Origin of the sequence: Cyanobium gracile UHCC 0281 (assembly GCF_034931305.1) — a bacterium.
Taxonomy (GTDB): domain Bacteria; phylum Cyanobacteriota; class Cyanobacteriia; order PCC-6307; family Cyanobiaceae; genus Cyanobium; species Cyanobium gracile_A.
In genome coordinates this window covers 55,431-67,853 of record NZ_JAYGHY010000008.1, presented here as the reverse complement: position 1 = coordinate 67,853, position 12,423 = coordinate 55,431, and the positions used below count along the sequence as shown (strand labels likewise).

General features: G+C 66.8%; 15 protein-coding genes. 5 read left to right on the top strand and 10 right to left on the bottom strand.

From position 1 onward, the window contains the following. Positions 1–94: 94 nt before the first annotated feature. The 3 genes from VB739_RS04410 to psbA all read right to left on the bottom strand — a co-directional run bounded on the left by VB739_RS04410 (position 95) and on the right by psbA (position 2,508). Positions 95–598, bottom strand: coding sequence for a cytochrome b/b6 domain-containing protein (locus VB739_RS04410; RefSeq protein ID WP_323355933.1), 504 nt, complete (start codon positions 596–598; stop codon positions 95–97). A gap of 30 nt (positions 599–628) precedes the next feature. Continuing rightward, positions 629–1,300 (bottom strand): DUF3365 domain-containing protein, encoded by a 672-nt coding sequence (locus tag VB739_RS04405; protein ID WP_323355904.1) that lies wholly within the window; start codon positions 1,298–1,300, stop codon positions 629–631. Positions 1,301–1,428: 128 nt separating this feature from the next. Next, positions 1,429–2,508, bottom strand: a complete 1,080-nt coding sequence (gene psbA / locus VB739_RS04400) for a photosystem II q(b) protein (protein ID WP_323355903.1) — start codon at positions 2,506–2,508, stop codon at positions 1,429–1,431. Positions 2,509–2,635: 127 nt separating this feature from the next. Between psbA and VB739_RS04395 the strand changes: the two genes are divergently transcribed. Beyond that, entirely contained in the window at positions 2,636–3,172 is a 537-nt protein-coding gene (locus VB739_RS04395) for a DUF3122 domain-containing protein (RefSeq protein WP_323355902.1), read from the top strand. A 9-nt stretch (positions 3,173–3,181) separates the two neighbouring features. Then, on the top strand, positions 3,182–4,837 hold the full coding sequence (locus VB739_RS04390; RefSeq protein ID WP_323355901.1) for a mechanosensitive ion channel family protein: 1,656 nt from the start codon (positions 3,182–3,184) through the stop codon (positions 4,835–4,837). On the opposite strand, the gene VB739_RS04385 is transcribed toward VB739_RS04390, so the two are convergent. Beyond that, complete coding sequence (locus tag VB739_RS04385; protein ID WP_323355900.1) at positions 4,821–5,687, bottom strand: bile acid:sodium symporter family protein; 867 nt, start codon at positions 5,685–5,687, stop codon at positions 4,821–4,823. The two genes, VB739_RS04390 and VB739_RS04385, sit on opposite strands and share 17 nt — an antisense overlap. 429 nt (positions 5,688–6,116) lie before the next feature. On the opposite strand from VB739_RS04385, the gene VB739_RS04380 reads away from it, so the two are divergent. Further along, positions 6,117–7,775, top strand: a complete 1,659-nt coding sequence (locus VB739_RS04380) for a mechanosensitive ion channel family protein (RefSeq protein ID WP_323355899.1) — start codon at positions 6,117–6,119, stop codon at positions 7,773–7,775. 28 nt (positions 7,776–7,803) lie between these two features. Here the strand turns inward: VB739_RS04380 and VB739_RS04375 are convergent, their stop codons facing one another. Then, entirely contained in the window at positions 7,804–7,995 is a 192-nt protein-coding gene (locus tag VB739_RS04375) for a Thivi_2564 family membrane protein (protein ID WP_323355898.1), read from the bottom strand. Positions 7,996–8,272: 277 nt separating this feature from the next. Between VB739_RS04375 and VB739_RS04370 the strand changes: the two genes are divergently transcribed. After that, complete coding sequence (locus VB739_RS04370; RefSeq protein WP_323355897.1) at positions 8,273–9,106, top strand: sigma-70 family RNA polymerase sigma factor; 834 nt, start codon at positions 8,273–8,275, stop codon at positions 9,104–9,106. A gap of 20 nt (positions 9,107–9,126) precedes the next feature. Here the strand turns inward: VB739_RS04370 and VB739_RS04365 are convergent, their stop codons facing one another. Further along, complete coding sequence (locus tag VB739_RS04365) at positions 9,127–9,273, bottom strand: lmo0937 family membrane protein (protein ID WP_323355896.1); 147 nt, start codon at positions 9,271–9,273, stop codon at positions 9,127–9,129. A gap of 42 nt (positions 9,274–9,315) precedes the next feature. Beyond that, positions 9,316–9,669, bottom strand: a complete 354-nt coding sequence (locus VB739_RS04360; protein ID WP_323355895.1) for a CsbD family protein — start codon at positions 9,667–9,669, stop codon at positions 9,316–9,318. Positions 9,670–9,864: 195 nt separating this feature from the next. On the opposite strand from VB739_RS04360, the gene VB739_RS04355 reads away from it, so the two are divergent. Then, positions 9,865–10,440 carry a TMEM175 family protein gene (locus VB739_RS04355; protein WP_323355894.1) on the top strand — a complete coding sequence of 192 codons (576 nt, stop codon included), beginning with the start codon at positions 9,865–9,867 and terminating at the stop codon, positions 10,438–10,440. Here the strand turns inward: VB739_RS04355 and VB739_RS04350 are convergent. From VB739_RS04350 to VB739_RS04340, 3 genes are read right to left on the bottom strand one after another with little or no spacing between them, the layout of a single operon-like run. Then, the gene (locus tag VB739_RS04350) at positions 10,437–10,712 is read right to left on the bottom strand and encodes an MSMEG_0570 family nitrogen starvation response protein (RefSeq protein WP_323355893.1); all 276 of its coding nucleotides are present in this window, start codon (positions 10,710–10,712) and stop codon (positions 10,437–10,439) included. The two genes, VB739_RS04355 and VB739_RS04350, sit on opposite strands and share 4 nt — an antisense overlap. Before the next feature lie 60 nt (positions 10,713–10,772). Further along, positions 10,773–11,771, bottom strand: a complete 999-nt coding sequence (locus tag VB739_RS04345; protein ID WP_323355892.1) for a sll0787 family AIR synthase-like protein — start codon at positions 11,769–11,771, stop codon at positions 10,773–10,775. Beyond that, the gene (locus VB739_RS04340) at positions 11,768–12,421 is read right to left on the bottom strand and encodes an MSMEG_0567/Sll0786 family nitrogen starvation N-acetyltransferase (protein WP_323355891.1); all 654 of its coding nucleotides are present in this window, start codon (positions 12,419–12,421) and stop codon (positions 11,768–11,770) included. Before VB739_RS04340 ends, VB739_RS04345 begins: the two co-directional genes overlap by 4 nt. Between the last annotated feature and the right edge of the window lie 2 nt (positions 12,422–12,423).

Below are 12,423 nucleotides of genomic sequence, written 5' to 3'. Positions count from 1 at the left end.
TCGTAATTCAGATGACCTTGGAGGGATGGCGCAGAGCCCCGATCCACGCTTCTTCCGCGACGCTCTGCCTGAGCACCGATGACCCGCTGGCCGTTCAGCGCCCCCGCTTCCAGAAGCGCCGCACCTGCTGGGGCCAGTCGCCGGGCAGATCGCCTGGCCGCAGGCTCGTGCTGACCATCGAGTTCAGCAGCGGCCAGCCCCCCAGCCGCAGGCTGTCGCCCACGTGCACCAGCACAGCCAGGCCGATCAGCAGCCAGCCCAGCAGGTGCAGGCCATAAACGAGATGGTGCAGTTGGCCGTCCTCCAGCCAGTCCTCCTGCATCAGCTTGCCGCTGCCCATCGCCAGGGCCAGGGCCACCAGGGTCAGGCTGTTGGTCGCCCGCCGCAGCCGTGCGCGGCCCAGGCTGAAGGCATAGGCCACGAAGGGCAGGGCCAGTACCAGCAGCCCCACGCCGATCAGGCCATGGATGTCGATCCAGTCGCCGGCCGGGGTGAAGGGCAATCGCCCCCAGCGGCCGTCGTAGCGGCTGTACACGAACAGGCCACTCAGCCAGGCGGCCAGCACCAGCAGGGCCGTGGCGCCATGCAGCAGCCGCAGCAGGGAGGGTTGGTAGGGCGCGCCATGGCATCAACCGGAGGTCTGTTGCAGGGTGCCACGGGCCTGTGGCACCTCGGGGATGAACACGGCGTACATGCCGCGCAGATCGCCCACCTTGAAATCAAAGGCCTTGTCGCCCGGGTAGTTGTCCTTCACGAAGGCCGGACGGCTGGCTTTGGTGCCATGGCAGGCCAGGCAGCTGGGCTCCACGTTGATGCGGCGGTAGTAGTTCACACCGGCGCCCTGCTCGGCGCTGGCCGGTTGCCACAGGCCGGTGATCGCCGGCTGGCGGTGGAACAGATCGATCACCTCCCGCTCCTGGGAGTTGGCCGGGGCATGGTCGGGGTTGCGGTACTTGGCGGCCACCTGGCGCACCTGCCAGCCGTTCGCCTCGCCGATCGCGGCGGCCTTCATCCCCACCGGCTTGCAGACCTCCTTCATGGTGTCCATGGTGGGCTCCTCGCTGCGGCCCTCCAGGGTGGAGGCCAGGGCGATGCGCATCCGATCGAGTTGCTCCATTTCCACCACCGCCTTGGCCAGCACGGCCGGCTCCACGGGGGACTGGGCCGGGGGCGCCTGGGTCGCGGCGGCAAGGGCGGCCGGTGGGGCGTGGGTGAGCAGCAGGGCGCTGAGCAGCAGCATCGCCAGGGAGGCGAGGGCGGTCAGCACCAGACGTCGCAGGGGCAGAAGCAGATGATCCATGGGTGGGGCGGCTCCGGGCGAGGGGGGGGTGGCAAGGCTTTTGGGGGTGGACCGGCGAAAGGGCCCGGAGAAATCCGGGCCCGGGAGGCGCTCAGGTTGGCAACGGCTGGGCGGGGTTCAAAGCCCCACTAACCGATCGACGGAGCGGTGAGGGCCACAGGGGTGCTGGCGGCCGCCGCCAGATCGAGGGGGAAGTTGTGCACGTTGCGCTCGTGCATCGCCTCGATGCCCAGGCCGCCGCGGTTGAGGATGTCGGCCCAGGTGTCGATCACCCGGCCCTGGTGATCCAGGATCGAGTGGTTGAAGTTCAGCCCGTTGAGGTTGAACGAGAAGCTCACCACCGCCAGGGCGGCGAACCAGATGCCGACCACCGGCCAGGCGGCTAGCAGGAAGTGCAGACTGCGGCTGTTGTTGAAGGAGGCGTACTGGAAGATCAGCCGACCGAAGTAGCCGTGGGCGGCCACGATGTTGTAGGTCTCCTCTTCCTGGCCGAACTTGTAGCCCCGGTTCTGGGATTCGGTTTCGGTGGTCTCCCGCACCAGGGAGCTGGTGACGAGCGAACCGTGCATGGCGGAGAACAGGGCGCCGCCGAAGATGCCCGCCACGCCGAGCATGTGGAAGGGGTGCATGAGCACGTTGTGCTCCGCCTGCAGCACCAGCATGAAGTTGAAGGTGCCGGAGATGCCCAGGGGCATGGCATCGGAGAAGGACCCCTGGCCGATGGCATAGATGAGCAGCACGGCGGTGGCGGCGGCCACCGGGGCCGAGTAGGCCACGGCGATCCAGGGGCGCATGCCCAGGCGGTAGCTCAGTTCCCACTCCCGGCCCATCCAGCAGAAGATGCCGATCAGGAAGTGGAAGACGATCAGCTGGTAGGGGCCGCCGTTGTAGAGCCACTCATCAAGGCTGACGGCTTCCCAGATCGGGTAGAAGTGCAGGCCGATGGCGTTGCTGGAGGGCACCACGGCGGCGGTGATGATGTTGTTGCCGTAGAGCAGGCCACCGGAGACGGGCTCGCGGATGCCGTCGATGTCGACAGGCGGGGCGCCGATGAAGGCGACGATGAAGCAGATGGTGGCCGTGAGCAGGGTGGGGATCATCAGCACGCCGAACCAACCCACGTAGAGGCGGTTCTCGGTGCTGGTGACCCAGGTCTTGAAGCGATCCCAGGGATGGATCCCGGAACGCGACAGTGAGGTGATGGTCATCGCAGAACATCCGAAGATGGAGAGACCGGGAGAGGGGCGGCGGTGACACCGCCTTGCGGGCATGCCGCTTGCTTCTCCCGAACGATAAAACGATAGCGTTGAATCGCCCTCAACGGAAACATCCACCATGAGTGCTTCTGCTCCATCTGTTTCGGGTCCACCGGCCGCAGGCGGGCGGTCGTGGGCGTCCCTGCTGGCGCCCCTGCTTCTGGTGCTGGTTCTGGTGCTGGCCCTGGCGCCGGGACTCGCCCGCGCCGCCGACGACGTCCAGCGCTGGAGCCTGCGGGATCAGGACGGCAACCGCTGGTCGCTGCGGATCTTCGCCCAGCCCGATCCCGCCTACCCCAGCGGCGATCGCCTGCGCCTCAGCGCCCTCACGCCGGGGGTCGCCGTCGACCACGTCAAGCCGCTGCTGATCAGCGATGGCGCCGGTGGCTCCTGGACCCTGGCCAACCGCAGCGCCGAACTGGTGCCCGCTGGCGAAAGCCCTCTGCCGGAGGGATCGGCCCAGTTCGACATGGCCGCCCTGCTGCCCCGCCCCAGTGACGCCCTGCCCCTGGAGCTCAGCCTGCCCCTGGCCGGCGAAGCGACGGCGCGGCTTGTCCTCGGTGCGGGCGAAACCCAGGCGCTGCACGCCTTACGCAATCCGGTCGCGGCCACCTAGAACCCACCCATGCGAACCAACGGGAGATCGAGCCTGGGCCGGCTGGCCCTGGGGGTGCTGCTGTCGGCGCTGCTGTGCCTGGCGCTGCCCCTGCCGTCCTTCGGGGCCGATCCGGAGCCGAAGGCGCCCGCCCCGGCGGTCAATCCCGATTGCGCGGCGAAACCGGTCTGGGTGACGCTCGATGGCTGGCGGGTGCTGGAGCTGCGATCGGTCCCTGGCGCTCAGAAGCTGGACGATTTTGCGGCGCGGGCCTCCCGGCGCCTGCGTCAACTCGCCCGCGACGACACGTTCCAGCCCAGCCAGCTGGTGGTGAGGGGCCAACCCCCGTACACCTTCATCGGCATCGACAGCGACGGCACGTTCCTGACCGAGATGGCCGTCGAGGCGAGGGGGGCGGCCTGTTTCGGCCTGACCCCGCAGGCCTTGGCCGAGCGCTACCGCGACGAGCTGCGCGTCGCGATCGCCCGCTACCGCAAGAGCAACAACCTGCGCTCCTGGCTCGAGGGCATGGCCCTGGCGCTGCTGGTGCTCGGCGTGTTCGTGCTCTGGTTGCGGTTGCAGTTGATGCTCAACCGCAGGATCCGGGACAGGATCCAGAACCCCAGAAGTTTCCCCCTGCTGCGCCGGGTGCGGCTGCTGCACCAGCTGCTCGATGCCGAGCAGGCGCGCGGCCTCCTGCAGCGCCTCAGGGCTGTTCTGCACTGGAGTCTGCTGCTGCTGATCAGCTACCTGCTGATTCCCCTGCTGCTCGGTTTCTTCCCGCCCACCGAAGGCATCGCCAACGGCCTGCGCAGCCAGATCCTGGACCTTGTGGGCGGCGCGCTGGGCGCGGTGGTGGCGGCGATCCCGGATCTGCTCTCGATGCTGGTGATCCTGGCGATCACGGTGCTGCTGATCCGCACCAGCAACGCCTGGTTCAGTTCCCTGGATCGGGGGCACATCCGCCTGCCCGGCTTCTATCCGGAGTGGGCCCTGCCCACGGCCCGGCTGGCCGCCATCCTGATCACCCTGATGGGCCTGGCGCTGGCCTACCCCTACATCCCCGGCTCCAACAGCAAGGCGTTCCAGGGGGCGGGCCTGCTGCTGGGTGTGCTGGCGGCCCTGGGCTCGAGCGCCATCGCCACCAACATCATCAGCGGCCTGATGCTGATCTACACCCGGGCCTTCCGCGACGGCGACCGGGTCGAGATCAACGGCACGGTGGGGGTGGTGCAGGAGCGGGCCCTGCTGGTGACCCGCGTCAAGACGCCCCGCAACGAACTGGTGAGCATCCCCAACGCCACCGTGATCAGCTCTTCAATCGTCAATTTCAGCTTCTCCCGTCGGGAGATCCGCCAGCCGGTGGCCATCGCCCCCACGATCACCATCGGCTACGACGTGCCCTGGCGGCAGGTCCACGGGCTGATGCTGGCGGCGGCCCGGGCCACGCCAGGGATCACCGAGGAGATCAAGCCCTACGTGCTGCAGACCGCCCTCAACGACTTCCACATCAGCTACGAGCTGAATGCCTTCGTCAAAGACGCCGGCACCTACCGGGAAACCCTCTCCGAGCTGCTGGCGGCCCTGCAGGATCAGTTCGCTGCCGCCGACGTGGAGATCCTCTCGCCCGGCTACCACGCCATCCGCAACGGCAACCGCAGCACGGTTCCTAAGCCGGACGCCTGACCCGCTGGCGCCATTGCAGGTACGGAATCGACAGAAGCACCGTCATCACCACATACGCCAGGACGGCGAGCTTCAAGCCCACCATCGTGGGGGCATAGGTGCTGGCGAACAGCAGGGCCAGGCCGGGATTGCGCATCGAGGTCACCAGGGCCGTGGTGGTCTGGGTCTGGGGATCCCTGCCGGCCAGCAGATGGCCGATTACCAGCGAGGCGGCCACCAGCACCCCCATGGCTGCGAGCGCCAGCAGGTTGCGGCCCAGGAAGGGAATCAGGAGCAGGCCCGTCTTGGCCAGCACGGCCAGGATCACCAGCAGCAGCAGGCCATTGGCCAGCTTGTCGAAAGCTCCCTCCCACCGCTGCGACCAGGCTGGACACCGGTGCCGCACCAGTAACCCGCAGGCCAGCGGCAGCAGCTGGGCCTTGCCGATCTGAACGGCCACCTCCCTGGGCCCGATGTCCCAGCCGCGAATGCCGAAGGACTGGGTGAAGAGCTCCGCCATCAGGGGAATCGAGAGGATGGCCAGAGCCGCGGCGGACACCTGCAGGCGGGCGGCCAGATCGCTGCTCCCTCCCTTCTTTCCGGCCTTGCGCAGGGTGAGTGGAGCGCTGGGGCAGACCGCCATCAAGGCGATGGCGAAACGGGCCGGCTCACTGAGGCCCTGGCTGATGGGCAGCTTCAGCAGCCCCAGGGCCACCAGAGGAACGAGAACGCAGGTGCCGATCAGCAACCGGCCCAGGAGGCCGGGTTGGTGTTTCAGCATCCGAAAGGTGTCTCCGCTGAGACCCAGCCCCAGCGCGAACATGATCGCGAACAGGGTGGCACCGATCAGCAGGGAGGTGGCTTGGGGCATCATTCAGGGGACTTTGGCACCTGTGAGCACCCGCACAAGGGCCATGGTGCCGATCAACGGGAGGGCGACAGACACCGATGGAAAACCCATCGATGGATAGAAAGTCGTCACGCCGGATGCGCTCCTGGGCCCGTTCGTTGTTGAGGTTCATCGGGCGGCTCGAGCTCCCGCTCCGCGGCGGACTCACGTGCTGAAACAACATTCAGGAACGTTCGGATGTCGGCGACGAAGCCCGCAACGGAAGGGGTTTGAGCTTCTGAGCGACCAGCTGGCCCCATGGGTTGGCCAGGGCGCCAGCCGTTCCATCCCTGGCAGCGCCTGGCACGCCCACGCTGCATCGGAATCCGGGACGGTGTGTCGCCTTGTTGTGGAGGTGGGAGGAGACCGCGTGAATCCCCACAATTCGGAGGATGGCTGCTCTCCTCGTCGATGCCTGCACTGAAGTGGCCCCGAACCGGCGGGCTTTGGCGTGTACTTGCCGGTTCCCTGCTGGTTCTGCAGTTGATAGCGGGCCTGGCACCGCCGATCTCCGCTGAGGAAACCACCGTCCCGCCTCTGCCTGCCTCCGGGTGCGAGAGCACCCCCGGCTTCGTCAGCCTGGACGGCAAGAAGGTGCTGGAGATCCGCCGGGCGCCGGCGGCGCGGCGACTCGACGACTACATCCGCGATGCCGATGAAAAACTTCTGGGGCTGGCCCGCGATTCCAGCTTCAGCCCGGACCAGCTGGCCTTACGGGACGAGGACCCCTACACGGTGATCGGCATCGCGAGTCCCGAGGGATTTACAAGGCAGATGGCCATTGATGCGCGCTCGGCTGCCTGCTTCGGCATCAGCCGACAGCAACTGGGGGAGCGGTATCGCAACCAGCTCCAGGAGGCCATCGCCAGCTACCGCGAGAGCCACACCCTGGGGGCCTGGCTGAACGGAACCGCCCTGGCGGCCCTGGTGCTGGGGATTTACATCCTCTGGTGGAGAGGGCAACTGGCCGTGAATCGCTGGGCGGATCAGTGGATCGCGGAACGATCCACGTTCCTGTTGCAGCGTCTGACCCGATTCGGCCGGGCCCAGGTGGCCGAGACCAAGCAGCTCCGCAGTCTCTTCCAAGGATTGCGGCGCACAATTCATTGGAGTGTGCTGCTGCTGATCAGTTACATGTTGATTCCCCTGTTGCTGGGGTTTTTCCCGCCAACCAGGAGCATCGCCGATGGGCTACGTGCCCAGATCCTGGGAGTGGTGACGGGCTTCATCGGCGGGGTTGTCAGCTCCATCCCCAACGTCCTCTCGATTGGCGTGATCCTGACGATCACCATTCTCCTGGTCAGGGCCAGCAATGTGTGGTTCAAGGCGCTGGATCACGGTCGGCTCCGTATCCCCGGTTTCTACAGGGAGTGGGCCTTGCCCACCGGCAGGCTCGCCGCCATTCTCATCATTCTGATTGGATTGATCCTCGCCTATCCCTACATCCCCGGCTCCGACAGCAAGGCCTTCCAGGGGGCGGGCCTGCTACTAGGTGCTCTGGCCGCGCTGGGCTCCAGTGCCGTTGCCACCAACATCATCAGCGGCCTGATGCTGATCTACACCCGGGCTTTCCGCGAGGGGGACCGGGTGGACATCAACGGCACCGTCGGTGTGGTGCAGGATCGGGCCCTGCTGGTGACGCGGTTGCAGACCCCACGCAACGAACTGGTGAGCATCCCCAATGCTTCGGTGATCGGGTCGTCGGTGGTGAACTACAGCTTCTCGCGGCGGGAGATCCGGCAGCCGGTTGCCATCGCCACCACGATCACGATCGGCTACGACGTGCCCTGGCGCAAGGTGCACGAATTGATGCTGGCGGCGGCAGCCAGCGTGGAGGGCATCACCAAGGAGATCGAGCCCTTCGTTCTGCAGACGGCTCTGAACGATTTCCACATCAGCTATGAGCTCACCGCCTTCGTCCGCGATGCCGAGTCCTACCGGCAGTGTCTCTCCCAGGTCCTGGCGGCCCTGCAGGATCAGTTCGCCGCCGCCGACGTGGAAATTCTCTCGCCGGGCTATCACGCCATCCGGAACGGCAACGCCAGCACGGTTCCGAAGCCGGAGACGTGAGGCGCTGGCGCCACTGCAGGGGGCGTTCTCATCGACCGACGCGAATCCCCCGAAGCGAGTCCATCAGGCCCAGCAGGTTGAGGAGCCACACCACGACGGCCACAACAACAACGATGTTCAAGATGCGTTTGATCTTGGCATCCATCGGGATGTAGGTGTTGATGAGCCACAGCAGGACTCCAACGACAATCAGGGTGATGATGAGCGAAACAAGAGACATGGATCGTTTTCCTTCTTGGCTGGTGTGGATGGAAAAGTGGCTTCACTTGATGCTGGCGTCCTGTAGTCCCGCTCAGGCCTGCATCCGGTTGCCACTGCAGCGTCCTTCCTGGTTCTAGACGCTTCTCAGAGAGGTAAGTCTGCCAGAGACACAGAGCGTCATCGGCTTGGCGGATTCTCATGCAGCTCTCTGCTGTGAATGCGCTGCTGAAGAGGACTTTCTGCTGCAAAAGTCATTCCTCGGTGAGAGGGTTGAGAGTCGCTCTTCCCCTCGGCTGATGGCTTCTGATTGCTTCGGCGATTATCTGCGCACAATCGGTCGTATTCCCCTGCTGACGCCATCCGAGGAACTGCATCTCGGTGCCCTGGTGCAGGGCTGGCGGTCCCACCCGGCTCCGGGCCCTGGGCTGGAACGGCGGGGGCGACGGGCTTTCGCGCGCATGGTGACGGGAAACCTGCGTCTGGTGGTGTCCCTCTGCAAGCAGCAGCACAACCGCATCCGTCTGATGCATCTGGACCCGATGGATGTGGTGCAGGCCGGCAACCTTGGCCTGATCCGTGCCGTGGAGCGTTTCCTTCCCGAGCGGGGCTGCAGGTTTTCCACCTACGGCTCCTGGTGGATCCGCCAGTCGGTGCACCGCCATCTCCAGGAGACGACGGGGCTGATCCGGGTGCCGCCCCAGATGGCGGCCCTGGCCCGCAAGGTTCACACGCTTCGCATGGCCTCGCCCCAGCCCCTGTCGTTGGCAGAGATCGGATCCGAACTGGGGGAGAGCGTCAAACGGCTGGAGACCGTGCTTCAGGCGTCCCACGACCTGCAGACCCTCTCCCTTGATCAGACCCTCGGAAGTGCCGATGGGGAGGTGTCGCTGACCGATCTGATCGGTGATCCCAGCGAGCCCGGTCTTCAGGACGACTACCACTGGCTCCATGGTGCCCTCACTCTGCTGAACCCCACGGAACGTCAGGTGCTGCAGCTTCGTTATGCCGAAGACGCTGCTCCGTCGCTGGCCCAGATCGGGACGTCCATCGGGATGTCCAAGCACAAGGTGCAGCATGTGGAGCGAAAGGCGCTGCTCAAGTTGCGGCAACGCCTGACCAAGGACCTGTGAGTCCGGGAATCGCCTTGATGTCATACGGCCCGGCCGCTGAGCAGCCGGGACACAATGACGATCAAGGCGATGACCAGCAGGACATGGATGAAGCCGCTCATGGTGTAGGACGTCACCAGTCCGAGCAACCAGAGAATCACCAGAATGACGGCGATTGATTCCAGCATTGGGATCTCCTTTGGATAGGGGTGAATGGGTCGGAATGGTGCTTACTTGATCTTGTCCGCCAGCTTGTCGGCGGCATCACTGGCCTTGCGGGCTGTGGCCTTGGCGCCGTCCTTCACGGCTGCTTTCGCGTTCATGGCGGAGGCCTGAACCTGCTTGGCCTTTCCTTTCACCTGTTGGCCCGTATCGCCGGTGATTTCACCGTAGGCGGATTGCAGCTTGCCTTCGGCTCCTTTGGCTTGGGCGCTCATCTTGTCTGTCATGGCGGCGAAGAAGGGGGCCTGGCTGGCCATGGCCGTGGCGGGCCATTGGATCATCAGGGTGACAACCAGGGCGGCCACAGCGGCCAGCGACAGCAGGCGTCTTCGGATGGAAATTCTCATCATGTCTGGCTTCAAAGGGGGTGCCTCCCTTCTTTACCGAGCTTCCAGCTCCGCGTAGACGGCTGATGCCGCCATCGGGGCCCGCAGGATGCAGCGACCGTCGCTGATTCAGTGATGTCAGGCTGTTTGGGCTCTGTAGCGATTCATTTCTTTTTTGCTGCACTCTGCTTCGCTTCTGCCATAAGCAGCCAGATCCGCTTGCTGGCCGTCATGAACACCAACCGCCTGGAGGCCTTCAGTGACGGCGTCCTGGCCATCGTCATCACGATCATGGTGCTGGAGATCAAGGTGCCCCACGACACCGAGCCGGCGGCCCTGGCGCCCCTGATCCCCGTCTTCCTGAGTTATCTGCTCAGCTTCGTCTATATCGGCATCTACTGGAACAATCACCACCACATGCTGCACACGCTGCAGCGCGTCAGCGGCCCGGTGCTGCTGGCCAACCTGCATCTGTTGTTCTGGTTGTCGCTGGTGCCCTTCGCCACCGGCTGGATGGGCCAGAACCACCGGGCGATCGCGCCGGCGGCCCTCTACGGGGCGGTCATGGTCATGGCGGCTGTGGCCTATTTCATCCTCCAGGGGCGAATCATCGCCAGCCAGGGCCCCGACTCCCTGCTGCGCCGCGCCGTGGGTCGCGACTGGAAGGGACACACCTCCCTGACGCTTTATCTGGTGGCGATGCTGGCGAGCCTGCGCTCCCCGGCCCTCGCCCAGGCGATCTATGCGCTGGTGGCCCTGATGTGGCTCATCCCCGATCGCCGCATCGAGCGGGTCCTGTCCGACTAGGCGCTCAGGATGCCCACCCGTTCCCGATCACCGAACGGGGCGGCCCGCTCCAGCAGCCGCCGCTCCTCCTCATCGGCACGGGTGCAGGCGAAGCCGTAGCGGGCCCGCACCCGCTCGGAGGCCTGCCGCAGCGCCAGGGTGCCCTTCGCCCGCAGCTCCGCCACCGTCACGGTCTGACCCGGGGCGAGATGCTCGAGGATCACGGTGGAAGGCGAATAGAGGCGGCTCCTGCCCCCATCCGGCCATTCCAGCGTCAGCTCAACTTCCGGCATGGCGCCCCCACCACCCAGCGGTGCGATTGTGCAGCGGATCCGCGGCGGCTGCGGTGGCCATCACGACAGTGCTCCGAAGCCCGTGAGCGGCGCCTCAGCGCGCCAGATCTCCTCCTGTCGGCCCTCCGCCTCCAGCACCAACCGGTGCTCCGCCGTGAACGTGCCGATCTGCGCCAGCAGCAGGCCGCCGCAGGCCGCGACCCGCTCCGCCAGCCGGCCCTCCTGATCGGGCCGAGCGGCCAGCAGGAAGCCGAAGCTGGGAAAGCAGGTGAGCCAGGGTTCCAGAGCCACTCCCTCGGGGGGATGGATCGCCGCCAGATCGAGGCGCAGGCCGCACCCCGCCGCCTCGCAGAACATGGCGGCGGTGCCCACCAGCCCGCCCATGCTGATGTCCTTGGCGGCATGGACGCTGCCATCGGCCGCCAGATCCGCCATCAGGGCCAGCTGGCGCCGCAGCCGGGCGGGGTCGGCGCCGGTGGCCGCATCCCAGCAGAGGGAATCGCCGTGGAAGCCGCCATCGGGGTCGATCAGCAGGTGGCAGTGGTCGCCGGCTCTGGCGGCACGGGCCGAGAGCACCGGCCCGGCTGCCGTGCCCAGCACCGCCACCGCCAGGGCGTCGTAGGGGCTGTGCAGGTTGGTGTGGCCGCCCACCACCGGCACGCCGAACACCTCCGAGGCCCGGCGCAGGCCCGCCAGCACCTCCGCCCCATGGGCGGCGCTGCGGCTCCAGAGGCTGTTCACCACCGCGATCGGCGTGCCGCCCATGGCGGCGATGTCGCTGAGGTTCACCAGCACGCCGCACCAGCCGGCGAACCAGGGGTCGGCGGCCACCAGGGCCGGGTCGATGCCCTCACTGGCCAGCAGCAGCGGCGCAGCCACCGGCGGCAGCAGGGCGGCGTCATCGCCGAGGGCCGCGGCAGGGCCCAGCTCGGGGAAGGGCTGGTGGGGGAAGGTGGCCGCCGGGGACTGGATGTCGGTCTTGCCGGTGAGGCCGCTGAGCTGGCGCAGCCGGGCGGCCAGGGCCGCCAGGTCCGGTTCCTGGGGCCCGGGGCGACTCACGCCGCCGCCACCCCCGCCGGCTCGCCCACCGCCAGGGGGCGCCGTTCGTGACCGGGCTGGTAGTAGGCGAGATCGGCTTCCATCAGGTGGTGGGGCAGGCCGCGGATCTCCAGGGTGTCGATCGAGGTCCAGTGCAGGCGCTGGAAGAAGTGCACGTTCTGGAGCTGCACCGTGGCCAGGAAGCGGTCGCAGCCCCAGCCGTGGGCGGTGGTGACCGCTTTCCAGATCAGCCCCTTGCCGATCTGGTTGTGGCGGCGGTGGTCGCCGTGCACCCCCAGCCGGCCGCCGTACCAGAGGCGGGGCCGTTCCTCCAGGATCCGCACCACCCCCACCACACCGCTGCCGCTGCCGGCGCTGTGGTCGAGGGAGGCGATGGGATAGGCGTGGCCATCCTTCTCATCCCGGTCGGTGGCCTCGAACAGGTGCTGTTCCTGGCAGAAGATGGCGCTGCGCAACTGCCAGTAGCCCTCCTCCAGTGGTGTGCCCTGTCGCAGCAGGTGGAAGGAGAAGCGCTGGGAACTGGCCGTGGGCGAGAGGCGGAAGTCTTCGGCCTCGATGGCCACCCCCCGCCGCACCGAGGGGGTGAAGGCGGCTGGGGCCGAGCTGGCGCTGCGGCCGATGTCGTGGCTGGAGGGGTCGATGAAGAACATGG